The sequence below is a fragment of the Pseudolysinimonas kribbensis genome (assembly GCF_039531715.1).
Lineage (GTDB): Bacteria > Actinomycetota > Actinomycetes > Actinomycetales > Microbacteriaceae > Pseudolysinimonas > Pseudolysinimonas kribbensis.
In genome coordinates this window covers 166898-192047 of the sequence record NZ_BAAAQO010000004.1, presented here as the reverse complement: position 1 = coordinate 192047, position 25150 = coordinate 166898, and the positions used below count along the sequence as shown (strand labels likewise).

24 protein-coding genes are annotated in these 25150 nt (G+C 72.3%); 23 read left to right on the top strand and 1 reads right to left on the bottom strand.

What is annotated here, in order from left to right:
- Positions 1 to 14 precede the first annotated feature (14 nt).
- The 15 genes from ABD285_RS11485 (at position 15) to nusB (ending at position 15008) form a co-directional block, all read left to right on the top strand.
- Positions 15 to 1397 carry a replication-associated recombination protein A gene (locus ABD285_RS11485; protein ID WP_284255463.1) on the top strand — a complete coding sequence of 461 codons (1383 nt, stop codon included), beginning with the start codon at positions 15 to 17 and terminating at the stop codon, positions 1395 to 1397.
- A gap of 154 nt (positions 1398 to 1551) precedes the next feature.
- Complete coding sequence (gene rpsD, locus ABD285_RS11480) at positions 1552 to 2181, top strand: 30S ribosomal protein S4 (RefSeq protein WP_284255464.1); 630 nt, start codon at positions 1552 to 1554, stop codon at positions 2179 to 2181.
- A gap of 73 nt (positions 2182 to 2254) precedes the next feature.
- Positions 2255 to 3760 carry an aldehyde dehydrogenase (NADP(+)) gene (locus tag ABD285_RS11475; RefSeq protein ID WP_344202663.1) on the top strand — a complete coding sequence of 502 codons (1506 nt, stop codon included), beginning with the start codon at positions 2255 to 2257 and terminating at the stop codon, positions 3758 to 3760.
- 9 nt (positions 3761 to 3769) lie between these two features.
- Positions 3770 to 3997 carry a hypothetical protein gene (locus tag ABD285_RS11470; RefSeq protein WP_284255467.1) on the top strand — a complete coding sequence of 76 codons (228 nt, stop codon included), beginning with the start codon at positions 3770 to 3772 and terminating at the stop codon, positions 3995 to 3997.
- Between the two features lie 77 nt (positions 3998 to 4074).
- Complete coding sequence (alaS, locus tag ABD285_RS11465) at positions 4075 to 6732, top strand: alanine--tRNA ligase (protein ID WP_284255468.1); 2658 nt, start codon at positions 4075 to 4077, stop codon at positions 6730 to 6732.
- Between the two features lie 3 nt (positions 6733 to 6735).
- Positions 6736 to 7203, top strand: a complete 468-nt coding sequence (gene ruvX, locus ABD285_RS11460; protein ID WP_284255469.1) for a Holliday junction resolvase RuvX — start codon at positions 6736 to 6738, stop codon at positions 7201 to 7203.
- Positions 7204 to 7206: 3 nt separating this feature from the next.
- The gene (gene mltG, locus ABD285_RS11455; protein WP_344202659.1) at positions 7207 to 8565 is read left to right on the top strand and encodes an endolytic transglycosylase MltG; all 1359 of its coding nucleotides are present in this window, start codon (positions 7207 to 7209) and stop codon (positions 8563 to 8565) included.
- A complete protein-coding gene (locus ABD285_RS11450) occupies positions 8562 to 9368 on the top strand; it encodes a shikimate dehydrogenase (protein WP_284255471.1) in 807 nt (268 codons plus the stop codon). Before mltG ends, ABD285_RS11450 begins: the two co-directional genes overlap by 4 nt.
- A gap of 36 nt (positions 9369 to 9404) precedes the next feature.
- The gene (gene aroC, locus ABD285_RS11445) at positions 9405 to 10625 is read left to right on the top strand and encodes a chorismate synthase (RefSeq protein WP_344202657.1); all 1221 of its coding nucleotides are present in this window, start codon (positions 9405 to 9407) and stop codon (positions 10623 to 10625) included.
- A complete protein-coding gene (locus ABD285_RS11440; RefSeq protein WP_284255473.1) occupies positions 10622 to 11119 on the top strand; it encodes a shikimate kinase in 498 nt (165 codons plus the stop codon). Before aroC ends, ABD285_RS11440 begins: the two co-directional genes overlap by 4 nt.
- Positions 11116 to 12201, top strand: coding sequence for a 3-dehydroquinate synthase (gene aroB, locus ABD285_RS11435; protein WP_344203544.1), 1086 nt, complete (start codon positions 11116 to 11118; stop codon positions 12199 to 12201). Before ABD285_RS11440 ends, aroB begins: the two co-directional genes overlap by 4 nt.
- 32 nt (positions 12202 to 12233) lie before the next feature.
- The gene (locus tag ABD285_RS11430; protein WP_344202655.1) at positions 12234 to 13529 is read left to right on the top strand and encodes an FAD-binding oxidoreductase; all 1296 of its coding nucleotides are present in this window, start codon (positions 12234 to 12236) and stop codon (positions 13527 to 13529) included.
- Positions 13530 to 13538: 9 nt separating this feature from the next.
- Positions 13539 to 13985: a type II 3-dehydroquinate dehydratase gene (locus ABD285_RS11425; RefSeq protein WP_344202653.1), complete on the top strand. Its 447-nt coding sequence runs from the start codon at positions 13539 to 13541 to the stop codon at positions 13983 to 13985.
- Positions 13986 to 14000: 15 nt separating this feature from the next.
- Positions 14001 to 14564 carry an elongation factor P gene (gene efp, locus ABD285_RS11420; protein WP_284255477.1) on the top strand — a complete coding sequence of 188 codons (564 nt, stop codon included), beginning with the start codon at positions 14001 to 14003 and terminating at the stop codon, positions 14562 to 14564.
- Positions 14565 to 14570: 6 nt separating this feature from the next.
- The gene (gene nusB / locus ABD285_RS11415) at positions 14571 to 15008 is read left to right on the top strand and encodes a transcription antitermination factor NusB (RefSeq protein WP_284255479.1); all 438 of its coding nucleotides are present in this window, start codon (positions 14571 to 14573) and stop codon (positions 15006 to 15008) included.
- On the opposite strand, the gene ABD285_RS11410 is transcribed toward nusB, so the two are convergent.
- Positions 15005 to 15454, bottom strand: a complete 450-nt coding sequence (locus tag ABD285_RS11410) for a MarR family winged helix-turn-helix transcriptional regulator (RefSeq protein WP_344202651.1) — start codon at positions 15452 to 15454, stop codon at positions 15005 to 15007. The two genes, nusB and ABD285_RS11410, sit on opposite strands and share 4 nt — an antisense overlap.
- A gap of 110 nt (positions 15455 to 15564) precedes the next feature.
- On the opposite strand from ABD285_RS11410, the gene pyrR reads away from it, so the two are divergent.
- From pyrR to gmk, 8 genes are read left to right on the top strand one after another with little or no spacing between them, the layout of a single operon-like run.
- Complete coding sequence (gene pyrR, locus ABD285_RS11405) at positions 15565 to 16137, top strand: bifunctional pyr operon transcriptional regulator/uracil phosphoribosyltransferase PyrR (RefSeq protein WP_344202649.1); 573 nt, start codon at positions 15565 to 15567, stop codon at positions 16135 to 16137.
- On the top strand, positions 16134 to 17108 hold the full coding sequence (locus tag ABD285_RS11400) for an aspartate carbamoyltransferase catalytic subunit (protein WP_284255481.1): 975 nt from the start codon (positions 16134 to 16136) through the stop codon (positions 17106 to 17108). Before pyrR ends, ABD285_RS11400 begins: the two co-directional genes overlap by 4 nt.
- On the top strand, positions 17105 to 18412 hold the full coding sequence (locus ABD285_RS11395; RefSeq protein ID WP_344202647.1) for a dihydroorotase: 1308 nt from the start codon (positions 17105 to 17107) through the stop codon (positions 18410 to 18412). The genes ABD285_RS11400 and ABD285_RS11395 overlap by 4 nt, the downstream gene beginning before the upstream one ends.
- A complete protein-coding gene (locus ABD285_RS11390; protein ID WP_284255482.1) occupies positions 18396 to 18911 on the top strand; it encodes a PH-like domain-containing protein in 516 nt (171 codons plus the stop codon). Before ABD285_RS11395 ends, ABD285_RS11390 begins: the two co-directional genes overlap by 17 nt.
- Positions 18908 to 20077: a glutamine-hydrolyzing carbamoyl-phosphate synthase small subunit gene (carA, locus tag ABD285_RS11385; protein WP_344202646.1), complete on the top strand. Its 1170-nt coding sequence runs from the start codon at positions 18908 to 18910 to the stop codon at positions 20075 to 20077. The genes ABD285_RS11390 and carA overlap by 4 nt, the downstream gene beginning before the upstream one ends.
- Entirely contained in the window at positions 20078 to 23398 is a 3321-nt protein-coding gene (carB, locus tag ABD285_RS11380; protein WP_344202645.1) for a carbamoyl-phosphate synthase large subunit, read from the top strand. It abuts the gene before it with no gap.
- Positions 23395 to 24192 carry an orotidine-5'-phosphate decarboxylase gene (pyrF, locus tag ABD285_RS11375; RefSeq protein WP_344202644.1) on the top strand — a complete coding sequence of 266 codons (798 nt, stop codon included), beginning with the start codon at positions 23395 to 23397 and terminating at the stop codon, positions 24190 to 24192. Before carB ends, pyrF begins: the two co-directional genes overlap by 4 nt.
- The gene (gene gmk / locus ABD285_RS11370; protein ID WP_344202643.1) at positions 24186 to 25127 is read left to right on the top strand and encodes a guanylate kinase; all 942 of its coding nucleotides are present in this window, start codon (positions 24186 to 24188) and stop codon (positions 25125 to 25127) included. Before pyrF ends, gmk begins: the two co-directional genes overlap by 7 nt.
- Positions 25128 to 25150 lie beyond the last annotated feature (23 nt).

Here is a 25150-nt window from a genome sequence, read left to right as displayed (position 1 = left end):
CCTAGGCTGCTGGCATGGCGCGGCAGCAGGGGCTGATGACCGGGTCGACCCCGTTGGCGGTCCGCATGCGCCCGATGTCGCTCGACGAGGTCGCGGGACAGAAGCACCTGCTGCGCCCCGGCTCGCCGCTCGTGAACCTCGCGAACGACCGCGAGGGCACCTCGGGTTCGGTGTCGGTGATCCTGTGGGGCCCGCCCGGCACCGGCAAGACGACGCTGGCCCAGGCCATCGCGCACAGCTCCGGTCGGCGCTTCGTCGAGCTCTCGGCCGTCACCGCGGGCGTGAAGGACGTGCGCGAGGTGATGGAGAAGGCGCACGCCGACCGCGACCTCTACGGCCTCTCGACGGTGCTGTTCCTCGACGAGATCCACCGGTTCTCGAAGGCCCAGCAGGACGCGTTGCTGCCCGGCGTCGAGAACGGCTGGGTCGTGCTCGTCGCCGCCACGACCGAGAACCCGTCGTTCTCCGTCGTCGCGCCGTTGCTCTCGCGCTCGCTGCTGCTGACTCTCGAGCCGCTGACCGACGACGACCTGGGGATGCTGGTCGACCGCGCCGTCGGCGATCCGCGCGGACTCGAGGGCAAGGTGCAGCTCCAGCCGGAGGCCCGCGCCGCGATCGTGCAGCTCTCGTCCGGCGACGCCCGGCGCGCGCTCACCGCGCTCGAGGCGGCCGCCGTCGCGGCCGAGGCGGAGGGCGACGGCGTCATCACCGCCGACCTCGTCGCCGCCACGGTCGATCGCGCCCTGCTGCGCTACGACCGGCAGGGCGACGAGCACTACGACGTGATCAGCGCCTTCATCAAGAGCGTGCGCGGGTCCGACGTGGACGCCTCGCTGCACTACCTGGCCCGGATGATCGAGGCGGGGGAGGACCCGCGGTTCATCGCCCGGCGGATCATGATCTCCGCGGCGGAGGACATCGGCATGGCCGATCCGAACGCGCTGACGATCGCGGTGTCGGCGGCGGAGGGCGTGGCGCTCATCGGGATGCCGGAGGGCCGCATCCTGCTGGCCGAGGCCGTCGTCTACCTGGCCACCGCGCCCAAATCCAACGCGTCGTACCGCGCCTTGGACGCGGCGATCGCCGATGTGCGGGCCGGGCGGATCGGACGCATCCCGGCACCGCTGCGCGACGCGCACTACCCGGGCGCCAAGCGCCTCGGCCACGGCACGGGGTACGTCTACGCCCACGACGAGCCGCACGGCGTCGCCGAGCAGCAGTATCTGCCCGACGAGCTCCGGGGCACCGAGTACTACGCGCCGACCGGGAACGGATACGAGCGCGACGTGGGCCCGCGGCTCGATCGGCTGAGGGCGATCCTGCGCGGTGAGCCGATGCCCGCTCGTCCCGAGCCGGCCGCGGAGACCGGCGACCCCGAGGCGCCCGCCGCCCCCTGAGCCCGTTCTGGTAGTCTTGACCGGCCCACTCGGGCACCACCCCACCATCGGATCCTCCGGACGCCGCGACGTGCGACCGGGACGGGACGGCGGGGCGTGTACGTCCGTGAGTCGCGAAAGACGCGGCCACGTCTCGGAAGGAACGCATCACCCCATGCCGACGAAGTCGCAGGACCGCCGCAAGGTCCGCCTGTCCCGTGCCCTAGGCATCCCGCTCACGCCCAAGGCCGCGCGCTACCTCGAGAAGCGCCCGTACGCCCCCGGTGAGCACGGCCGCACCAAGCGCCGCACCGACTCCGACTACGCGGTGCGTCTGCGCGAGAAGCAGCGGCTGCGCGAGCAGTACGGCATCCGCGAGAAGCAGCTGCGCATCGTCTTCAACGAGGCGCGCCGCACCCAGGGCCTGACCGGTGAGAACCTGGTCGAGCTGCTGGAGATGCGCCTCGACGCCCTCGTGCTGCGTGCCGGGTTCGCCCGTACCACGGCTCAGGCGCGCCAGCTCGTCGTGCACCGTCACATCAAGGTCGACGGCCAGCTCGTCGACCGCCCGTCGTTCCGCGTGAAGCCGGGCCAGCTCATCCACGTCAAGGAGCGCTCGGAGGGCCTCGAGCCCTTCCAGGTCGCGGCCGCCGGCGGTCACGCCGAGGTGCTGCCGCCCGTCCCGGGCTACCTCGAGGTCGAGCTCGACAAGCTGCACGCGCGCCTGGTGCGCCGCCCGAAGCGCGCCGAGGTGCCCGTGACCGCCGAGGTCCAGCTGGTCGTCGAGTACTACGCCGCGCGCTGAGGCACGCGATGTCACGAGGGCGGGAGGCGACTCCCGTCCTCGTTCCATGTCGGGGCCTCGTACGCTGGTGACGATGCTCTCGACGACCGACCCGCGCACCGGAACCACCACCGCCACCGACATCGCCGCGACCCCCGACGGCGAGGTCGGCGCCATCGCGGACCGCGCGGCGACGGCGTTCACGACCCTGCGGCAGTGGAGCCGTGACCGGCGGGCGGGCCTTCTCGACGCACTCGCCGCGGCGCTCGAGGAGCACCGCGACGCGCTGGTCGCCACCGCGGAGCGGGAGACCGGCCTCGGCGAGGGCCGTCTGGACGGCGAGCTCACGCGTTCGGCGTTCCAGCTGCGGCTGTTCGGCGAGGTGATCCGCGAGGGCGCGTACCTCGAGGCGACGATCGACCACGCCGGCGACACCCCGATGGGACCGGGTCCCGACGTGCGGCGCATGCTCGTCCCCATCGGCCCCGTGGCCGTCTTCGGGTCGAGCAACTTCCCCTTCGCCTTCTCCGTACCCGGAGGCGACACCGCATCCGCCCTCGCCGCCGGCTGCCCCGTCGTGCTCAAGGCGCACGGATCGCATCCGCTGACGTCCCGCCTCGCCCACGAGGTGCTCGCCGAGGCGGCGACCGCGGCCGGTGCCCCGGACGGCACCCTCGGCATCGTCTACGGCACCCGGGCCGGCGCGACCCTCGTCGCCCATCCCGCGATCCAGGCCGTCGGGTTCACCGGGTCGCTCTCGACCGGCGAGATCCTGCTCGAGATCATCGGGCGACGCGAGCAGCCCATCCCGTTCTACGGCGAGCTCTCGAGCGTCAACCCGCTCATCGTCACACCGGGGGCAGCGGCCGCGCGCGCCGAGCAGCTCGCCGAGGGCCTGTTCGCCTCGGTGACGGGCTCGGCCGGGCAGTTCTGCACCAAGCCGGGCGTCGCCTTCGTGCCGCGTGGCGCCCAGGCGCTCGTCGACGGTCTCGCCGCCCGAGCCCGCAGCGCGGGGGGCCAGCCGCTGCTGAACGCGCGGATCCTCGCGTCGTACGGCGAGATCCGGGAGCGGCTGATCTCCCAGGGCAGGGCGACGGTGCTGGCCGAGGGGTCGACCGACGATCGCGGCTTCTCGGTCGCCCCGAGCGTGCTCGAGATCGACGCGGCCGACGTCACGCCCGCCGTGACCGAGGAGGCATTCGGACCGCTCGTCGTCGTGGTGCGCTACGACGATGTCGCCGGGATCGCCCGCGCCCTCGACCAGGTGCCGCACTCGCTGACGGCCAGCATCCACGCCGAGGCGGACGAGACCGAGCTGGTCGGCGCGCTCGTCGAGGAGGTCCGCGATCGGGCGGGCCGCATCGTCTTCGACGGCTACCCGACCGGGGTGCGGGTCGCCTGGGCGCAGCACCACGGCGGTCCCTGGCCCGCGACGAACACCCAGCACACCTCCGTGGGACCGACCGCGATCCGGCGCTTCCTCCGTCCCCTGGCGTGGCAGAACGCTCCGGAGTCGGTGCTGCCGTTCGAGCTGCGGGATGCCGACCCCGGCATCCCGCGCCGCATCGACGGCGTGCTGTCGGTGCCCTCGGTTGCGTAGGCTGAGGGTATGAAGGGTCTCCTGCTCCTGGTCGTCGGCGCCGCAGCCGGCTTCGTCATCGCCCATCAGGTCGCCAAGACGCCGCAGGGCAAGCAGTTCTTCGACAGCGTCGACGCCAAAGCCAAGGAGTTCGGTGACGCCGTCGTCGACGGCTATCGGTCTCGTGAGGCTGAGCTGCGCGCGGCGGTGTCGGACGCCCAGGCCGCCGTCGTCGACATCACCAAGCGAGCCAAGTAGTCCGGCCTCGGCAGCAGCTGCGCCGGCGGCCCGGACGCCCCGCCCCCTCCCGACCGCCTTGAGTAGTAGGAACTGCCGTGCAGACCGCTGAGATCCAACGCCGCTGGCTCACCTTCTTCGGTGACCGCGGCCACACCATCGTGCCGTCGGCGTCGCTCGTGAGCGACGATCCGTCGATCCTGTTCACCATCGCCGGCATGGTGCCGTTCATCCCGTACCTGACGGGCGTCGTGCCGGCGCCGTACCCGCGGGCGGCGGACGTGCAGAAGTGCATCCGCACGAACGACATCGAGGAGGTCGGCAAGACCTCCCGCCACGGCACGTTCTTCCAGATGCTCGGCAACTGGTCGTTCGGCGACTACTTCAAGCAGGGGGCGATCGAGCTCGCCTGGGAGCTGCTGCTGAGCTCGGAGGCCGAGGGCGGGCTGGGCTTCGACGAGAAGGACCTCTGGGTCACGATCTACGAGACCGACGACGAGGCGGAGTCGATCTGGCGCGACGTGATCGGCCTGAAGCCGGAGCGCATCCAGCGCCTCGGGGCCGCGGACAACTACTGGCACACCGGGCAGCCGGGCCCGGGCGGTCCGGACTCCGAGATCTTCTTCGACCGCGGTCCCGCGTACGGACGCGATGGCGGTCCGGCCGTCGACGACAACCGGTTCATCGAGATCTGGAACCTGGTCTTCATGCAGGACCTGATCACGAACGTCACGTCGAAGGTCGACTTCGACGTCGTCGGCGACCTGCCCAAGAAGAACATCGACACCGGTGCGGGCCTCGAGCGCCTGGCGTTCCTCAAGCAGGGCGTCGAGAACATGTACGAGATCGACCAGGTGCGCCCGGTGCTCGACAGGGCCGCGGCGATGTCCGGTCGCCGGTACGGCGCCGACCACGACGACGACGTGCGCATGCGCATCATCGCGGACCACGTGCGCTCCTCGCTCATGCTGATGACCGACGGCGTCACACCGTCGAACGAGGGCCGCGGCTACATCCTGCGGCGGCTGCTGCGCCGCTCCATCCGCTCGATGCGGCTGCTCGGGGTGGATGCGCCGTCGTTCGCGGAGCTGTTCGCCGCGTCGCGCGACGCGATGAAGGACGGCTACCCCGAGGTGCTGGAGCACTGGAACCGCAGCGAGCGGCTCGCGCTCGGCGAGGAGGAGGCCTTCCTCGGAACGCTCGCCAGCGGCACCACGATCCTCGACACCGCGGTCGAGAACACGAAGCGCGCCGGGGGCGAGCGTCTCGCGGGCGACACGGCGTTCCTGCTGCACGACACGTTCGGGTTCCCGATCGACCTCACCCTCGAGATCGCCGAGGAGGCCGGGCTGAGCGTGGACCGCGCCGCGTTCGACACCCTGATGACCGAGCAGCGCAGCCGTGCGAAGGCGGATGCCAAGGCGAAGAAGCGGGCGCTGGCCGATCTCTCCGTGTACGGCGACTTCCGCGCGGCCGGCGAGACGGTCTTCACCGGCTACGACACCCTGACGACCGAGAGCCGCGTGCTCGGCCTGCTCGTCGACGGGCGTCCCGTGCAGCGCGCGAGTGCCGGCCAGGTCGCGGAGGTCATCCTCGCGGAGTCGTCGCTGTATCCGGAATCCGGAGGCCAGGCCGCCGACGAGGGCACGATCGTGGGCTCCGGCTTCGAGCTCGAGGTGCTCGACGTGCAGCGCCCGGTCAAGGGGCTGATCAGCCACACGGTGCAGGTGCGCTCCGGCGAGGTGGGTGTGGGCGACGCCGCGACGACGCTCGCGGATCCGGTGTACCGGGCCGGTGCGTCGCAGGCGCACTCGGCCACGCACCTCATCCACGCGGCGTTGCGGCAGACGCTCGGGCAGGAGGCGCACCAGGCCGGGTCGTTCAACCGCGCCGGCTACATGCGCCTGGACTTCTCGTGGAACCATGCGCTCAGCCCCGAGACGCGCAGCGAGATCGAGGACATCGCGAATCAGGCGGTGCGCGACAACCTCGAGGTCGTCACGCGGATCCTGCCCATCGACGAGGCGCGCGCGGCCGGCGCGATGGCGCTGTTCGGCGAGAAGTACGGCGACACGGTGCGGATGGTCGACATCGGCGGGCCGTGGTCGCGGGAGCTGTGCGCCGGCATCCACGTGAGCCGCTCGAGCGAGGTGGGCCTGGTGAATCTCGTGAGCGAGTCGAGCGTCGGCTCGACCAACCGCCGCGTCGAGGCGCTCGTGGGCGCGGACGCGCTCAAGGACCTGGCGACCGAGCGTGCGATCGTGTCGCAGCTCTCGACCTCGCTCAAGATCCCGCGCGAGCAGCTGCCCGACCGCATCGAGAACCTGGTGCAGGAGCTGAAGGCCGCCGAGAAGAAGATCGCGGCATTCGAGGCGAGCCGGCTCTCGGGCCGGGTGCCGGCGCTCGTCGAGAGCGCGTCGCGGCTGGGCCCGTACCTGGCGGTCGTCGAGGATGCCGGGGAGCTCGGAAGCGCCGACGACCTGCGTTCGCTCGTCTCCGGCGTGCGGGAGCGTCTCGGCGGCGAGCCGAGCGTGACGGCGATCGCGGCGCGGATTGCCGGCAAGCCGTCGATCGTCGTCGCGACGTCTCCGGCCGCGCGGGAGCTCGGCGCCAAGGCGGGCGCGCTCGTGCGCCAGGCCGCCGCGGTGCTCGGCGGCGGCGGCGGTGGTAAGGACGACATGGCGCAGGGCGGCGGCACCGATGAGGGCGCGATCGGGGCAGCGCTCGACGGCGTCACGGCGGCCCTGCGCGGCTGAGCGATGGCCGAGGTGCGGCCCGGCGTGCGACTCGGGATCGACGTGGGGCGGGCGAGGGTCGGTGTCGCCCGCAGCGACCGCGATGCGCTGCTCGCGACGCCCATCCAGACCCTGCCCCGCGAGGGCGCCCTCGACGGGATCGCGGCCGTCGTGGCCGAGCTGGAACCGCTCGAGATCGTGGTGGGGCTGCCGCTGTCGCTGAGCGGCGGCGACACCCCGTCGACCGCCGACGCCCGGGCGTTCGCTGCCGCGCTCGCGGTGCGCACGAGCGTTCCCGTGCGGCTCGTGGACGAGCGCCTGTCGACCGTCTCCGCGCAGCGCGAGCTGCACCGCAGCGGGCGCACCACGCGCTCCTCGCGGGCGGTCGTGGATCAGGTCGCCGCTGTTATCATCCTGCAGAACGCCCTCGATTCGGAGCGTGCATCCGGTCGTCCGCCCGGCGCTCCGGTCGATCCCGACGAAGGAACCTGACGCGTGGCCGAACCCAGCTGGGACGAGATCTTCGGGGGCCGGCCACAGAAACCCGAGGATTCCACGCAGCAGCCGGCCGGCCCGGAGCCCGTGTCGGAGGAGTTCCCGACCGCCCGCCTGTCCGACCCCTACGCGGTCGCCGCGGCGCAGGCCAATGCCGCGCAGGCGCAAGCCGCGCGCGAGGCGGTCGGCACCGCCGGCGGGCAGCCGCTGACGCGCCGGGAGCTGCGCGAGGCCGAGGTCCGCGCCAACGGGGGCGGGCCCTCGGATCCGTCGCCCCCCGCGCCCCGTCGCCGACGGCGGTGGGGCGGCCTCATCGCGCTGCTCGTCGTGGTCGTCGTCGTGCTGGGCGGGGGAGCGGTCGCGTGGTTCGGCTTCCACGACAAGGTCTGCAAGGTCCTGACGTTCTGCCAGGAGTCGGTCGACTACGCCGGATCGGGCAACGGCCAGAAGGCCACCGTCGTCATCCAGTCGGGCGACATCGGCTCCGACGTCGCGAAGGAGCTGCAGCGCGCCGGGGTGACCAAGACGTACCAGGCGGCCTACGCGATCCTGATCAAGACCAACCAGAGCTTCCAGCCGGGCAGCTATCAGCTGCAGAAGCAGATGAGCGCGAAGGCGGCGCTCGCGGCCCTCGCCGATCCGAAGAACCGGATCGTGCACACCGCCGTGATCCGGGAGGGGATCACCGCCGCGCAGGCCTACTCCCAGCTCGCCGCCGCGACCGGCCGACCGGTGAGCGAGTTCCAGGCCGCGGCGGCGAACTACCAGGCACTGGGCGTGCCGTCGACCTTCCCGAGCATCGAGGGGTTCCTCTTCCCGGCCACCTACCAGTTCGATCCGGGCACGACCGCGCAGCAGGCGCTGCAGGTGCTCGTGACGACCATGCAGAAGCACCTCGCAGCCGACGGCGTCGCGCCCGCGGACGACCTCAAGGTGCTGACGATGGCATCCATCGTGCAGCGCGAAGCGGGCAGCGTGCCCGACATGGGCAAGGTCGCCCGGGTCTTCCAGAATCGGCTCGATGCGGGGATGCTGCTCCAGTCCGACGCGACCGTCGCCTACGGCACGGGGCGCACCGATCACGTGACCACGACGGGTTCGGAGCGATCGGACTCGAAGAACCTCTACAACACCTACGTGCACGCGGGGCTGCCGGTCGGCCCGATCGCGCTGCCCGGGGACGACGCCATCAAGGCGACCCTGCACCCCACTCCCGGTCCCTGGCTGTACTTCGTCGCGGTGAACCTCAAGACGGGTGAGACGGTCTTCTCGACGACCGCTGCGGAGCACGATGCGGCCGTGAAGAAGTGGCAGGCCTGGTGCCGGCAGAGCCCCGAGAACATGGCGTACTGCAATTGACTCGGCTGGCCGTGCTCGGCTCGCCGATCGCGCATTCGCTCTCCCCGGCGCTGCACGCGGCGGCGTACCGGGAGCTGGGACTCGACTGGGTCTATGACGCCGTCGACGTGCCGGAGGGCGCCCTCGGCGCGTTCCTGACCTCGCGTGACGCCGACTGGCGGGGCCTCTCGCTCACGATGCCGCTCAAGCGCGCGGTGCTGCCGATGCTCGACACGCGCACCGGACTCGTGACGCTCGTCGGCGCGGCGAACACGGTGCTGTTCGACGAGGGTCGCGTGCACGGATTCAACACCGACGTCGCGGGGATCGTCGCCGCGCTGGGCGAGCACGGCGTCGGCCGGGTGGGCCGCGCCCACATCCTCGGCATGGGCGCGACGGCGGCCTCCACGCTCGCGGCCGTCGCGCAGCTCGGCGCCACCGAGATCGTCGTGACCGGGCGACGCGACGACGACGACGAGCTGCGTCGCCTCGCGCGAGCGCTCGGCCGGGACCTGAGCTTCCGCGCCGCCGGTTCGCCCGCGCCCGCCGATATCGACCTGCTCGTCAACACGATCCCGGGCGACATGGGCGACACGGCCGAGGTCGACGACGCCGGCGCCTTCCTCGAGGTGATCTACGAGGGCTGGCCGTCGCCCCGTGCCCGGCGGTGGCTCGAGGCGGGTCGCCCGGTCGTCTCCGGCCTCGAGATGCTGCTGCACCAGGCCGTGGAACAGGTGCGGATCTTCACGACCGGCGCCGAATCGGCGCCGGTCGAGCGCGAGTCCCGGGTCGTCGCCGCGATGCGGGCGTCGGTCGGCCTCTGATCCCTCTGCGAGAATGCTGCACGGGAAGGATCTGGCATGCTGCGCTGGTTGACCGCGGGGGAGTCGCACGGCCCCGAGCTCGTCGCGATCCTCGAAGGACTGCCCGCGGGCGTGCCGGTGACGGCCGAGCTCGTGCAGGCCGACCTGCAGCGGCGCAAGCTCGGCTACGGACGCGGGGCGCGCATGAAGTTCGAGCAGGACGAGCTGCACCTGAGCGGCGGCGTGCGGCACGGGGTCTCGATGGGCAGTCCGGTCGCGATCCGGGTGGGCAACACCGAGTGGCCGAAGTGGCAGGACGTCATGTCGCCCGAGCCGGTCGATCCGTCGGTGCTGCAGACCGCCCGAGGCGCCGCGCTGACCCGCCCGCGACCCGGGCACGCCGACCTCGTCGGCATGCAGAAGTACGGCTTCGACGAGGCCCGACCCGTGCTGGAGCGCGCGAGCGCCCGGGAGACCGCGGCCCGGGTGGCGCTCGGTGCCGTCGCCAAGAGCTTCCTCGGCGAGCTCGGCATCCGGCTCGTCAGCCACACGCTCGCGATCGGCCCGGTCGAGGTGCCGGAGGGTGCGGCGCTGCCGACGCCCGACGACGTCGCGGCGCTGGATGCCGATCCGCTGCGCTGCTTCGACGCCGCGACCTCCGCGCTCATGGTGGCCGAGGTCGACGACGCGCACGACACCGGAGACACCCTCGGCGGTGTCGTGGAGGTGCTCGCCTACGGTGTGCCGCCCGGCCTCGGCGGGTACGCGCAGTGGGACCGCCGGCTCGACGCCCGCCTGGCCGAGGCGATCATGAGCATCCAGGCGATCAAGGGCGTGGAGGTGGGCGACGGCTTCCGCACCGCCCGGCGACGCGGATCGCAGGCCCACGACGAACTCGTCGAGCTCGACGGGGTCATCACCCGGCTGAGCGACCGCGCGGGCGGCACCGAGGGCGGCATGTCGACCGGGACCCTGCTGCGCGTGCGGGCCGGCATGAAGCCGATCGCGACGGTGCCGCACGCCCTGCGCACCGTCGACGTGGCGACCGGGGGAGCGGCCCCGGCGCACCATCAGCGCTCCGACGTCTGCGCGGTGCCGGCGGCCGGAGTGGTCGCCGAGGCGATGGTCGCGCTCGTCGTCGCCGATGCCGTGCTCGAGAAGTTCGGCGGCGACTCGGTGCCCGAGACGCGACGCAACCTCCGGGCGTACCTCGACTCGATCCCCGAGCTGCTGAAGACCTCCACCGATTCGGCGCCCGAGACCGCGGTCGCGGAATGAGCCCGGCGGTCGTCATCATCGGGCCGATGGGGTCGGGCAAGACCCGGATCGGCAAGCGCGTGGCGCAGCAGCTCGGCGTCGGGTTCACCGACACCGACGCCCTGGTCGTCGCGGAGCACGGGCCGATCTCCGATCTGTTCGAGACGCACGGCGAGCCGCACTTCCGCGCCCTGGAGCGCGCCGCGGTGCAGCGAGCGCTCGAGACCGACGGCGTCGTCTCGCTCGGCGGGGGCGCGATCCTCGATCCCGCGACGCGGCACGACCTGGCGGGGCAGCGCGTGGCGCTGTTCCTGGTGAGCCCCGAGGCCGTGGAGGCGCGGCTCGGCAACGAACGGCGGCCCCTCGTCAAGGACGGGCTCACGTCGTGGACACGCATCCTCGCCGAGCGCCTGCCGCTGTACGAGAGCCTCGCCGATCTGACGGTCGAGACGTCGTTCCGCCGCGCGTCCGAGGTCGCCGAGGAGGTGGCCGCATGGGCGCGGCAGAGCGCATGACCGACGACGACCGCGTCACCGCGATCCCGGTCAGCGGCGCCCCCGGCTACTCGGTGTTCGTCGGGCGCGGGATCTGGACCTCGGTCGCCGAGCATCTCGGGCGGCGCGTGCAGAAGCTGCTCGTCGTGCACCCCCCGACCCTCGCCGCACGCGCCGAGGAGCTGCGCGAGGCGCTCGGCGGGCGCTACCAGGTGCTGCTGGCGGAGATCCCGGATGCCGAGGCCGCCAAGCGCGTCGAGGTCGCGGCGTTCTGCTGGCAGATCCTCGGGCAGACCGACTTCACGCGCTCCGACGCGATCATCGGCCTGGGTGGCGGCGCCACGACGGACCTCGCCGGCTTCGTCGCGGCGACCTGGTTGCGCGGCGTCGACGTCATCCACATCCCGACCACGGTGCTCGGCATGGTCGACGCGGCGGTCGGCGGCAAGACGGGCATCAACACGGCCGAGGGCAAGAACCTCGTCGGGGCCTTCTGGGCACCGCGCGCGGTGCTGTGCGACCTCGACCTGCTCGAGGGACTCGCGAGGAACGAGATCCTCGCCGGGTACGCCGAGGTCGTGAAGGCCGGCTTCATCGGCGCGACCGAGATCCTCGACATCGTCGAGGCCGACGTGGATGCCGCGACCGACCCGGCGACACCGCAGTTCCGCCGGGCGATCGAGCTCGCGATCGGGCTCAAGGCGCGCGTCGTGGGCGAGGACTTCACGGAGCAGGGGCTGCGCGAGATCCTGAACTACGGGCACACCCTCGGGCACGCGATCGAGCATGCCGAGCGCTACCAGTGGCGTCACGGAGCCGCGGTCGGCATCGGCATGGTGTTCGCCGCGGAGCTGTCGCGGCTCACCCGCAACCTCGGCGAGGAGGGCGTGGCACGACACCGCCGCATCCTGGAGTCGCTCACGCTGCCGACGACGTACCCGGCCGGGCGCTGGCCGATGCTGCTCGCGACGATGAAGCGCGACAAGAAGGCGCGCGGCGCCCTGCTGCGGTTCATCGTGCTCGACGACATCGGCCGCCCGACCACGATCTCGGGGCCGGACGAGTCGCTGCTCTACTCGGCGTACCAGGAGCTCGCCGACTGACGCGTGTCGCCGGCGCCGCCTACGGTGTCGGGATGGAGACGCTGCGACAGGACGACGTCGGCTACGACGAGGCGGCGACCTCGTACCACGTGCACGGCACCCCGGTGGAGGTGCTGCGGCCGGCGGACGCCGGCGAGGTCGCCGAGGCGGTGCGATCGGCGGTGGAACGCGGGCTCGAGGTGGGCGTGCGCGGCGGAGGACACACGCCGTGGTCCACGAACGACGGCGGCGTCGTGATCGATCTGCTCCGGCTCGACCGGATCGAGGTGGGCGACGACCGGCTCGTCACGGTCGGCGGCGGGGCGGTGTGGGGCAGCGTCGCGGACGCCCTCGCACCGCACGGGCTCGCCATCAGCTCCGGCGACACGGCGAGCGTCGGCGTCGGCGGGCTGACCGTGGGCGGCGGCATCGGGTGGCTGGTCCGCGCGACCGGCCTCGCCGTGGATCAGCTGGTGGGCGCGGAGGTCGTCACGGTCGCCGGCGAGATCGTGCGCGCATCGGCGAACGAGCACCCCGACCTGTTCTGGGGCATCCGCGGGGGCGGCGGCAACTTCGGCATCGTCACCGAGTTCGTCTTCCGGGCGCGACCGCTGCGGGGCGTCGTGCACGGGCACCTCGAGTTCGATCCGGCCGAGCTGCGCTCGGTGCTGCGCGCGCTCCGCGACGACCTGCGGCGCGCGCCCGACGAGTGGACCGCGAACCTCCTCACGCTCCCGTCGTTCGGCCCCGAGATGCCTCCCTCCCTGCACGTCGAGGTCGTCTGGGCGGGAGAGGACCTCGACGCCGCCCGTGACGCGTCGAGGGCGCTCCTGGGGCATCCCGCGCTCCGGGCGGGCGAACTCGCACCGGGCGCCTACCGCGACCTGCTGGCCGGACCGCCGCCCGAGATGCCGGGGCCGCCGCCGACGATGGTCGACGAGAGCGACCTCGTCGGCCGTCTGGACGACGACGCGATCGAGCGGATCGCGGCGGCGCACGAGAGCCTCGCGCCCGCGGTCATGATGCTCCGCACCCTCGGCGGCGCCTACGGCCGGGTCGCGGAGGACGCGACGGCCTTCGCGGGGCGGAGGGCGGAGGCCTTCCTCATCTGCGCGGCCTTCCGGGCGCCGGGCGCGCCGGCCGAGCAGATCTCCGCGGCTCGCGAGATCTGGGCCCATGCCATGGCGGGCGTCTCGGTGGGCTGCTACGGCAACTTCCACCCGACTCGCGCGCCTCGCGTCGTCGAGGCGATGTACCCGCCGTCGACGCGGGAGCGACTGCGCGAGGTGAAGCGCAGCTGGGATCCGGACAACGTGTTCCGCGGCAACCACAACGTGACGCCCCGGTAGCCTCGGACCGTGACCCGCCGCGTGCTCGTACTGAACGGACCGAACCTCGGCCGCCTCGGCAGCCGGGAACCCGACGTCTACGGCCGCCAGGACCTCTCCGAGCTGCGCACGCGGCTCGCCGAGGTCGCGGCCGCGGATGTCGAGATCGACCTGCGGCAGACCGACGACGAGGCGGAGCTGATCGGCTGGTTGCACGCGGCCGTCGACGCAGGCGAGCCCGTCATCCTGAACCCCGCGGCGTTCACCCATTACAGCTACGCGCTGCGCGACGCGTGCGCCCTCATCACGAAGGCGGGTCTGGCGCTCGTCGAGGTGCACATCTCGAACCCGGCCGCGCGGGAGACGTTCCGGCACACGAGCGTCGTCAGCGCCGTCGCGACCGGGACCATCGCGGGTTTCGGCTTCGACTCCTACGTGCTCGCCCTGCGGGGGGTCGGACTGGCCGACCCGGCCTAGCTAGACTCTCCCCTCGTGGCTACGACGAACGACATCAAGAACGGCTCCGTGCTGAGCATCGACGGGCAGCTCTGGAGCATCGTCGAGTTCCAGCACGTGAAGCCCGGGAAGGGCGGCGCGTTCGTCCGCACGAAGATGAAGAACGTGCGCAGCGGCAAGGTCGTCGACCGCACGTTCAACGCCGGGACCAAGATCGACTTCGCGACCGTCGACCGGCGCGACTTCCAGTACCTGTACAAGGACGGCAACGACTTCGTGTTCATGGACACGAGCGACTACGACCAGGTCACCATCCCCGGCGCGATCGTCGGTGACGCCGCGAACTTCATGCTCGAGAACCAGACCGTGACGATCGCCACCAACGACGGCGAAGCGCTCTACGTCGAGCTGCCCACCTCCGTCGTGCTCGAGGTCACCTACACGGAGCCCGGGCTGCAGGGCGATCGGTCGAGCGCCGGCACCAAGCCCGCGACTCTCGAGACCGGATACGAGATCCAGGTGCCGCTGTTCCTCGAGACCGGCACGAGGGTCAAGGTCGACACCCGCTCGGGCGACTACCTCGGCCGGGTCACCGACTAGCGCCGCGTGAGCGCTCGAAGCAAGGCGCGCAAGCGCGCCCTCGACATCCTCTACGGCGCCGATCTGCGCGACCTGCCGATCGAGCAGCTGCTCGCCGAGGAATCCGCGCGCGCCGCCGCGCGCCCCGAGCGCGGCTCGTCGTGGCCCTATGCGCGCGCGATCGTCGAGGGCGTGGCCGAGCACCGCGACGAACTCGATCGCGTCATCGTCGAGAATGCGCACGGCTGGGCCCTGGACCGGATGCCGGTGCTCGACCGCGCGATCGCGCGGATCGGCGCGTGGGAGATCCTCTACAACGACGAGGTGCCCGACGCGGTCGCGATCGCCGAGTCGGTCGAGTCGGCGACCGTGCTCAGCACCGACGACTCGGCCGGGTTCCTCAACGGGCTCCTGGGGGCGATCGCCCGCGCGAAGACGGCAGAGACCGGCGGCCCTCGCGACTAGACGGGATCGTCGGTGCCGAGCGTCGCCAGGTGCTCGAGCGCCGGGAGCGCCGTCTGCAGCGCCGCGCGATCCGCGGGGTCGAGCCGCGCGATCAGCCCGGCGAGGATGTCGGCACGGGCCGAGCGGGCGCGCAGCACCTCGTGCTCGCCCTCGGCGGTCACCGAGACGAGGATCGAGCGGCGGTCGTCGGGGTTGCCGGTGCGGGTCACGAGGCCGCGATCCTCGAGGTCGCGCAGGGTGCGCGTCATCGTGGGGGCGCTCACGAATTCGCGCTGCGCCAGGTCGCCCGGCCGGATGGGGCCGACCCGGAACACGGTCGCGAGTGCGTTGAGATGGCCCTGGCCGAGTCCCTCGCCGGCGGCGAGCATGCGGCGATTCGCACGGCCGATCGCGAAGGAGAGGGAGCGCGCCAGGGCGGCGGAGGTTTCGTCGGGGGGCGTCGCCATGCGCCCAGCGTATTGGGCCCTGCCCCGGGAACGCGTGCAGCGGCTGCTAGGCTCGCTCTCGACCACGACGTCCTTTAAGTCCGTCCCGAGAGGCGGGGAAGGAGGTCAGGATGCCGGCACGTCCCGTGCTGCAGCAGGCTGACATCGAGCGCGCGATCACGCGTATCGCTCACGAGATCCTCGAGGCTTCGCCGGTCGACCCGGATGCCGTCCCCGGTCCGCTCGTCCTTCTCGGCATCCCCACCCGGGGCGTCGTGCTCGCCGAGCGCCTGGGCGCGGTGCTGGAGCGCTTGCGACCCGGCCACGCCGCGATCGGCGCCCTCGACGTGACGATGTACCGCGACGACCTCGCGCGCCAGCCCACCCGCACGCCGCAGCCCACCCGGGTGCCCCCCGCGGGCATCGACGGAGCCACGGTCGTGCTCGTCGACGACGTCCTGTTCTCGGGCCGCACGATCCGCGCCGCCCTCGACGCGATCAACGACCTCGGGCGGCCGCGCGCCGTGCGGCTGGCCGTGCTCGTCGACCGCGGCCATCGCGAGCTGCCGATCCGCCCCGACTTCGTCGGCAAGAACCTGCCGTCGGCACCCGGCGAGCGTGTCAACGTGCGCCTGACCGAGCTCGACGGCGTCGACGAGGTCGTCGTCGGAGCGAGCGACGGCGCAGAGGGGGTGGCGCGGTGAGGCACCTGCTCAGCGTGCGCGACCTCTCGCGCGACGAGGCGGTCGGCATCCTGGACGTCGCCGAGGACATGGCCGCCGTCGCCACCCGCGCCGTGCCGAAGCTGCCGACGCTGCGCGGGCGCACGGTCGCGAACCTGTTCTTCGAGGACTCGACCCGCACCCGGCTGAGCTTCGAGGCCGCGGCCAAGCGGCTGTCGGCCGACGTCATCACCTTCACCGCCAAGGGCTCCAGCGTCTCCAAGGGCGAGAGCCTCAAGGACACCGCCCAGACGGTGGCGGCGATGGGCGTGGATGCCGTCGTCATCCGCCACGGGGCATCCGGGGCGGCGCGCACCCTCGCGGACGGCGACTGGATCGACGCGGCGGTCGTGAACGCCGGCGACGGCACGCACGAGCATCCCACCCAGGCGCTGCTCGACGCGTACACGATGCGCAAGACCCGGCACGGCGATGCGTCGCGCGGGCGCGACCTCGAGGGCCTGCGCGTCACCATCGTCGGCGACGTGCTGCACTCGCGCGTGGCCCGATCCAATGCCTGGCTGCTGGCGACGCTCGGCGCGCGCGTGCACCTCGTCGGCCCCGGCACGCTGCTGCCGCCGGGGGTCGCGGGATGGCCGGTCAGCACCGGGACCGACCTCGATGCGGCCCTGGCCGGGGAGCCCTGGGGCGAGCACCCGGATGCCGTCATGATGCTGCGCATCCAGAGCGAGCGGATGCACGACGCGTTCTTCCCCAACGAGCGCGAGTACACCCGGGAGTGGGGCCTCGACGAGGCCCGGTTCGCCCGGCTGCCCGCCGATACGATGGTGATGCACCCCGGCCCGATGAACCGCGGTCTCGAGATCTCGTCCGCGGCGGCCGACTCGGCCCGCTCGGTCGTGCTCGACCAGGTGACGAACGGGGTGTCGATACGGATGGCGGTGCTCTACCTCGTGCTCGGTGCGGGCGGACGCAAGGAGGGCGCCTCATGAGCGCGCTCGTCATCTCCGGCGCGACGCTGCCGGACGGAACCCGGCGCGACCTCGTCGTCGACGGCGGCGTCTTCGTCGACGACGCACCGGCGGGGGCCATCCGGATCGACGCCGACGGCCTGCAGGCGCTGCCCGGCCTCGTCGACCTGCACACCCACCTGCGCGAACCCGGTTTCGAGCAGAGCGAGACCGTGCTGAGCGGCACCCGCGCGGCAGCGGCCGGCGGCTTCACGGCGGTGCACGCGATGGCCAACACGTTCCCCGTGCAGGACACGGCGGGCGTGGTCGAGCAGGTCGCGTCGCTCGGTGCGCAGCACGGCTACGCGACGGTGCGGCCGGTCGGCGCGGTCACGGTCGGGCTCGAGGGCCGGCGGCTCGCGGAGATCGGCGCCATGGCACGATCCCGCGCCGCGGTGCGGATGTTCAGCGACGACGGGAAGTGCGTCGCCGACGCGCTGCTCATGCGCCGCGCACTCGAGTACGTGGCCGGTTTCGACGGCGTCGTGGCGCAGCACGCGCAGGAGCCGCGCCTCACCGAGGGCGCGCAGATGAACGAGGGCGAGCTGAGCTCCGAGCTCGGGCTCGCCGGCTGGCCGGGCGTCGCCGAGGAGGCGATCATCGCCCGCGACGTGCTGCTCGCCGACCAGGTCGGCGCGCGCCTGCACGTGTGCCACGTCTCGACCGCCGGCAGCGTCGAGGTGCTGCGCTGGGCCAAGGGCCGCGGGATCGCCGTGACCGCCGAGGTCACACCCCACCATCTGCTGCTGACCGAGCAGCTCGCCGCGTCGTACGACGCCCGGTACAAGGTCAACCCGCCGCTGCGCTCCACCGAGGATGTGGCGGCCGTGCGTGCGGCGCTGGCCGACGGCACGATCGACATCGTGGCGACCGACCACGCCCCGCATCCGGTGGAGAGCAAGGAGGCGGCCTGGGCCGAGGCGAGCTTCGGCATGGTCGGACTGGAGTCCGCCCTCAGCGTCGTGCAGGCGGCGATGGTCGACACCGGACTGCTCGGCTGGGTCGATGTCGCGCGCGTGCTCTCGTCGGCCCCGGCGGCGATCGGGCGGCTGGGGGGTTACGACGCGCCGTTCGCTCTCGGCAGCCCGGCGCACCTGACCCTCGTCGACCCCGCGGCGCGACGCGCGTTCTCGATCGAGAACCTGCACGGACGCAGCGTCAACTCGCCCTACCTCGGCACCGAGCTGCCGGGTCGCGTCGTCGCGACCGTGCACGGCGGCGTGCCGACGGTGCTCGACGGGCACCTGCGTCCGGAGGAGGAGGTGGCGCGTGCCAGCGCTCACTGACGGCATGTTCCTCGACGCCGCGGTCGTGATCGTCGTCCTGGTGCTCGTCTTCACCGGGATGGCGCTCGGCTGGCGCGCGCGCCGCCGCCGGCAGGCCGATGTCGCGAAACCCGCGGCACCGCCCGCCGAACTCGGCGACGTCGAGCTGCGCGTCGACCTGTTCTACGTCGCGACCACGCCGGCCGACGCCCCGCTGGAGCGCATCACCGTGCACGGGCTGGGATTCCGGGGCCGCGCCGAGATCACGGTCGCCGCGGTCGGCATCCGGCTCGACATCGCGGGCGAGCGACCCGCCTTCATCCCCGCGGTCGACCTCCGTGGCGTGGGACGCGCGACCTGGACCATCGACCGGGCCGTCGGCGGCTCCGGGCTGGTGTTCGTGCGCTGGATGCTGGGAGAGGCCGAGGTCGACAGCTACCTGCGACCCGACGACCCGGCGGCGCTGGTCGCCGCGATTCAGGACCTGATCCCCACCGACCGGAAGAAGGAGGTCGCGTGAGCGCCACCCCGAACGACGGAGCCGTGCTCGTGCTCGAGGACGGCACGCGCTACACCGGACGCGCCTACGGCGCCCGCGGTCGCACACTCGGCGAAGCCGTGTTCGCGACCGGGATGACGGGCTACCAGGAGACGCTGACCGATCCGAGCTACGCCGGGCAGATCGTCGTGCAGACCGCGCCGCACATCGGCAACACCGGCGTCAACGACGAGGACCCCGAGTCACGTCGCATCTGGGTGGCCGGCTACGTGGTGCGCGACCCCTCGCGCATCGTCAGCAACTTCCGGGCGACCCGGTCGCTCGACGACGACCTGACCCAGAACGGCATCGTCGGCATCCGCGGCATCGACACCCGTGCCCTCACGCGCCACCTGCGCGACCGGGGGGCGATGCGGGCGGGCGTCTTCTCCGGACCGGATGCCGCGCTCGACGCCGACGCCCACCTGGCGATCGTGCGCGAGGCCCCCGAGATGACCGGCCGCAACCTCTCGGCCGAGGTCTCGGTTCTCGCCGACACGGTCACACCCGCGCAGGGGGAGCGGATCGGCAACCTCGCCATCCTGGATCTCGGTATCAAGCAGGCGACGGTCGACAATCTCGCGCGCCGCGGCTTCGAGGTGCACGTGCTGCCGCAGAGCTCGACGCTGCAGGACGTGCTCGCGGTCGATCCGGTCGCGGTCTTCTACTCGAACGGACCGGGCGACCCCGGTGCGTCCGACGAGCACGTCGCGCTGCTGCGCGGTGTGCTCGACGCGGGCCTGCCGTTCTTCGGCATCTGCTTCGGCAACCAGCTGCTCGGACGGGCGCTCGGCTTCGGCACCTACAAGCTGCCGTTCGGGCACCGCGGGATCAACCAGCCGGTGCTCGACCGCCTCACCGGCCGGGTCGAGATCACAGCGCACAACCACGGCTTCGCGGTCGACGCGCCGCTGGACGGCGCGGTCGAGAGCCCGAACGGCTACGGCCGGGTCGAGGTGAGCCACGTCGACCTCAACGATCAGGTGGTCGAGGGGCTGCGCGCGCTCGACATCCCCGCCTTCTCGGTGCAGTACCACCCGGAGGCCGCGGGCGGACCGCACGACGCCAACTACCTCTTCGACCGGTTCGTGGACATGGTCGTCGCTCATCAGTCAGGGAATCCTGGCCGGAAGGAGGGCACGGCCTAGATGCCCAAGCGCCCCGACATCACCAGCGTCCTCGTCATCGGGTCCGGCCCCATCGTGATCGGCCAGGCGGCCGAATTCGACTACTCGGGCACCCAGGCCTGCCGTGTGCTCCGCGCGGAGGGGGTGCGCGTCATCCTGGTCAACCCGAACCCGGCGACGATCATGACCGACCCCGACTTCGCCGACGCGACCTACATCGAGCCGATCACCAACGAGGCGCTCGAGGCGATCATCGCAAAGGAGCGCCCGGATGCGGTGCTCCCGACCCTCGGCGGCCAGACCGCGCTCAACGCGGCCATCGCGCTGGAGGAGGCGGGCATCCTGGACAGGTACGGCGTCGAGCTGATCGGGGCGAAGGTCGACGCCATCAAGAAGGGCGAGGACCGGCAGATCTTCAAGGAGCTCGTGCTCGAGTGCGGGGCCGAGGTGGCCCGCAGCCACATCGTGCACACGCTCGACGAGGCCCTCGCCGCGGCGGACGACCTCGGCTACCCGATGGTGGTGCGCCCCAGCTTCACGATGGGCGGCCTCGGCTCCGGGTTCGCCTACACGCACGACGAGCTGGTGCGGATGGTGGGCGACGGCCTGCACCAGTCTCCGACCACCGAGGTGCTCCTCGAGGAGTCGATCCTCGGCTGGAAGGAGTACGAGCTCGAGCTCATGCGCGATCAGGCCGACAACACGGTGGTGGTCTGCTCGATCGAGAACGTCGACCCGGTCGGCGTGCACACCGGCGACTCGATCACCGTGGCGCCGGCGCTCACCCTGACCGACCGCGAGTACCAGCGCCTGCGCGACATCGGCATCGACATCATCCGCGCGGTCGGCGTCGACACCGGGGGCTGCAACATCCAGTTCGCGGTCGAGCCGTCCACGGGCCGGGTGATCGTGATCGAGATGAACCCGCGGGTCTCGCGCAGCTCCGCGCTCGCCTCGAAGGCGACCGGATTCCCGATCGCCAAGATCGCCGCCAAGCTCGCGATCGGCTACCGGCTCGACGAGATCCCGAACGACATCACGAAAGTCACCCCGGCGAGCTTCGAGCCCACGCTCGACTACGTCGTCGTCAAGGTGCCGCGGTTCGCGTTCGAGAAGTTCCCCTCGGCGGATGCCACCCTCACCACGACGATGAAGAGCGTCGGCGAGGCCATGGCCATCGGCCGCAACTACGCGACCGCGCTGCAGAAGGCACTGCGCTCGCTCGAGAAACGCGGCAGCAGCTTCCACTGGCTCGGCGAGCCGGCACCGAAGGCCGAGCTGATCGAGCTCGCCAAGACCCCCACCGACGGCCGCATCGTGACCGTGCAGCAGGCGCTGCGCGCCGGGGCCACGATCGACGAGCTCTACATCGCGACCGGGATCGACCCGTGGTTCCTCGACCAGATCGTGCTCATCAACGAGGTCGCGGCCGAGGTGGCGAGCCTTCGCCCGTTCGACCGTGCGCTGCTCGAGCTCGCGAAGGACCACGGCTTCTCCGACACCCAGATCGCGCAGCTGCGCGGACTCACCGAGCAGGAGGTGCGCAACGTCCGCTGGCAGGCGGGCGTGCGGCCGGTGTACAAGACGGTCGACACCTGCGCGGGGGAGTTCCCGGCCTACACGCCGTACCACTACTCGAGCTACGACCTCGAGACCGAGGTGGAGCCGTCGGCCGGGCGCAAGGTCATCATCCTGGGCTCCGGGCCCAACCGCATCGGGCAGGGCATCGAGTTCGACTACTCGTGCGTGCACGCGAGCTTCGCGCTGCACGACGCCGGCTACGAGACGGTCATGATCAACTGCAATCCGGAGACGGTGTCGACCGACTACGACACGAGCGACCGGCTGTACTTCGAGCCGCTCACGCTCGAGGACGTGCTGGAGGTCATCCACGCGGAGTCGCAGTCGGGCCAGCTCGTGGGCGTCATCGTGCAGCTCGGCGGCCAGACCGCACTGGGGCTCGCGAAGGGCCTCGAGGCGGCCGGCGTGCCGATCCTCGGCACGACCCCGTCGGCGATCGACCTGGCGGAGGAGCGCGGGCTGTTCGCGGGGATCCTGCACGACGCGCAGGTGCTCGCGCCGAAGAACGGCACCGCGACCGATGCGCCGAGCGCCGTGCGGGTCGCCGAGTCGATCGGCTATCCGGTGCTCGTGCGTCCGTCGTACGTGCTCGGCGGCCGCGGCATGGAGATCGTCTACTCGACGCCCGCGCTCGAGGACTACTTCGACCGGGTGCGCAGCGAGGCCATGATCGGTCCCGGATCGCCGCTGCTCGTCGACCGCTTCCTCGACGACGCGATCGAGATCGACGTCGACGCGCTCTACGACGGATCCCGGCTCTACATCGGCGGCGTCATGGAGCACATCGAGGAGGCCGGCGTGCACTCCGGCGACTCGGCGTGCACCCTCCCGCCCGTCACCCTCGGCCGCGACATCATCGAGCAGGTGGTCGAGGCCACCCGCCGCATCGCCGAGGGCATCGGGGTTCGGGGACTGCTCAATGTGCAGTTCGCGATCGGGGCAGGCGTGCTCTACGTGCTCGAGGCGAACCCGCGGGCCTCGCGCACCGTGCCGTTCGTGTCCAAGGCGCTCGGCATCCCGCTCGCCAAGGCGGCGTCGCTCATCATGGTGGGCCGTTCGATCGCCGACCTCGTGCACGACGGGCTGCTGCCGGAGCACGACGGCTCGTCGGTGCCGCTGGATGCCCCGGTCGCCGTGAAGGAGGCCGTGCTGCCCTTCAAGCGGTTCCGCACCCGCGAGGGCCATGTCGTCGACTCGGTGCTCGGACCCGAGATGCGCTCCACCGGCGAGGTCATGGGCATCGACACCGACTTCCCGCGCGCGTTCGCGAAGAGCCAGGATGCCGCCTACGGCGGTCTGCCCGACAGCGGCACGGTCTTCGTCTCGGTGGCCGACCGGGACAAGCGCGCGGTCGTGCTGCCCGTCCTGCGCCTGACCCAGCTCGGGTTCGACATCGTGGCGACCGAGGGCACCGCCGAGGTGCTCGCACGCAACGGCATCCGGGCGACGACGGTGCGCAAGTACTTCCAGGGCCAGGTCGTGCAACCGGGCGATCCCTCGGTGGTCGATCTCATCAACGAGGGCCGGATCGACATGGTGATCAACACGCCGTCGGGCCGCAGCGCGCGGGCCGACGGCATCGAGATCCGCACGGCGACGGTCGCGGCCGACAAGCCGCTGTTCACGACGATCGCCCAGCTCGGCGCCGCGGTCGCGTCGTTCGAGGCCCACAACCGTGCCATCCGGGTGCGCAGCCTGCAGGATTACGCCCGGGATCGGGCCGAGCGCGCCGAGCGCGCCGCGGCGGCGGTCGTCTCGTGAGCTTCCGCGATCGGCTCGGCGCCGCCATCGCGGCGCACGGGCACCTCTGCGTCGGGATCGACCCGCACGCGGAGCTGCTGCGCTCCTGGGGGCTCGAGGATTCCGCGGCCGGCGCGCGGGAGCTCGGGCTGCGGGTCGTGGCGGCGACCGCCGGCGTCGCGGGCGTCGTGAAGCCGCAGGCGGCGTTCTTCGAGCGGCACGGCGCTGACGGCGCCGCCGCCCTGGTCGAGGTGCTCGCGTCGGCACGCGCAGCCGGCCTGTTCGTGCTGGCCGACGCGAAGCGCGGAGACATCGGCTCGACGATGGACGCGTACGCCGAGGGCTGGCTGACTCCGGGGGCGGATCTCGAGGCCGATGCCATGACCGTGTCGCCCTACCTCGGCGTCGGCGCGTTGACCCCCGCCTTCGAGCGGGCGGACGCGGCCGGCAAGGGGCTGTTCGTGCTCGCCGCCACCTCCAACCCCGAGGCGGCGCCCCTGCAGGGTGCACTCCTGCGGGACGGCCGCAGCGTCGCGCGCGCGGTCGTCGACGAGGTGCGTGCACGCGGGCACGGCGTCGTGATCGGGGCGACCGGAGCACTCGTCGCTGTCGGGCTGGACCGCGACGACCTGATCGGGATGCCGATCCTCGCCCCCGGCCACGGCGCTCAGGGGGCGCGCCTCGTCGACGCGCGCGCCCGCTTCGGTGATGCGGCGGACCTCGTGCTCGCCTCCGCCTCCCGCAGCATCCTGCGGGCGGGTCCGGACGGGCTCTCCGACGCGATCGCGGCGCATGCGGCGGAGGCGCAGTGGTAGACGAGACCCCCCGCATCGACCGCCGGGGCGGCACACCGCCCGAGGTCGACCGCGCCGCCGCATCGCGGGCCGCGATCGCCGCCCGCCGGGCCCGGGCGGCGGTCAAGCACGACGTCGCCATCCGGGCGCGCCGGGCCATCGACGTCGCCGAGGCCGCGTGGGCGGGCGAGCTCACGGCCCCGGAGGCGGCGATGCGCGTGCGGGAGCTGCTTCTCAGCATCCCGAACGTCGGCCCGACCAAGACCGATCGGGTCATGGCCGAGCTCGGGATCGCACGCTCCAAGAAGATCGGGGGGCTCGGCGTCCGGCAGCGCGATCGGCTGCGCGTCTGGCTCATCGGCCGCGAGCGGCAGAGCCGCCCGCGCGGGGCCGGCACACCCGACCGCAGCCGGCTCGTCGTGCTCGCCGGTCCGACGGCGGTCGGCAAGGGCACGGTGTCGCAGTACATCCGGGCGAACTACCCGGACGTGCTGCTGAGCATCTCCGCGACCACGCGCCCGCCGCGACCGGGCGAGGTCGACGGGCAGCACTACTACTTCGTGAGCGACGCCGAGTTCGACCGGATGATCGCCGACCACGAGTTCCTGGAATGGGCGACGGTGCACAACGCCTACCGCTACGGCACGCCGCGACCGCCGATCGAGCGTGCGCTGGCGGCCGGTCGCAGCGTGCTGCTGGAGATCGACCTGCAGGGCGCGCGATCCGTGCGAGCGGCTATGCCGGAGGCGCTGCTGGTGTTCCTGCTGCCGCCCAGCTGGGAGGAGCTCGTGCGCCGACTGGTCGGGCGCGGCACCGAGAGCCCGGTCGAGCAGGCGCGGCGGCTCGAGACCGCGAAGGTCGAGCTGCAGGCCCAGGATGAGTTCGACGTCAAGGTCGTGAACCGCGACGTCGGCCAAGCGGCGCACGAGGTCGTAGAATTGCTCGAAGTGCCCTGATCGACCTCGACGGGCGCTGACGA

Bases quoted from the DNA above. Each gene is read 5' to 3' on its own strand.
- pyrR (WP_344202649.1), top strand. From the start codon at position 15,565: ATGCCGGCACGTCCCGTGCTGCAGCAGGCTGACATCGAGCGCGCGATC.
- aroB (WP_344203544.1), top strand. From the start codon at position 11,116: ATGACCGACGACGACCGCGTCACCGCGATCCCGGTCAGCGGCGCCCCC.
- carB (WP_344202645.1), top strand. From the start codon at position 20,078: ATGCCCAAGCGCCCCGACATCACCAGCGTCCTCGTCATCGGGTCCGGC.
- ABD285_RS11440 (WP_284255473.1), top strand. From the start codon at position 10,622: ATGAGCCCGGCGGTCGTCATCATCGGGCCGATGGGGTCGGGCAAGACC.
- rpsD (WP_284255464.1), top strand. From the start codon at position 1,552: ATGCCGACGAAGTCGCAGGACCGCCGCAAGGTCCGCCTGTCCCGTGCC.
- ABD285_RS11485 (WP_284255463.1), top strand. From the start codon at position 15: ATGGCGCGGCAGCAGGGGCTGATGACCGGGTCGACCCCGTTGGCGGTC.
- ABD285_RS11470 (WP_284255467.1), top strand. From the start codon at position 3,770: ATGAAGGGTCTCCTGCTCCTGGTCGTCGGCGCCGCAGCCGGCTTCGTC.
- aroC (WP_344202657.1), top strand. From the start codon at position 9,405: ATGCTGCGCTGGTTGACCGCGGGGGAGTCGCACGGCCCCGAGCTCGTC.
- ABD285_RS11430 (WP_344202655.1), top strand. From the start codon at position 12,234: ATGGAGACGCTGCGACAGGACGACGTCGGCTACGACGAGGCGGCGACC.
- ruvX (WP_284255469.1), top strand. From the start codon at position 6,736: ATGGCCGAGGTGCGGCCCGGCGTGCGACTCGGGATCGACGTGGGGCGG.
- ABD285_RS11475 (WP_344202663.1), top strand. From the start codon at position 2,255: ATGCTCTCGACGACCGACCCGCGCACCGGAACCACCACCGCCACCGAC.
- ABD285_RS11395 (WP_344202647.1), top strand. From the start codon at position 17,105: ATGAGCGCGCTCGTCATCTCCGGCGCGACGCTGCCGGACGGAACCCGG.
- ABD285_RS11410 (WP_344202651.1), bottom strand. From the start codon at position 15,454: ATGGCGACGCCCCCCGACGAAACCTCCGCCGCCCTGGCGCGCTCCCTC.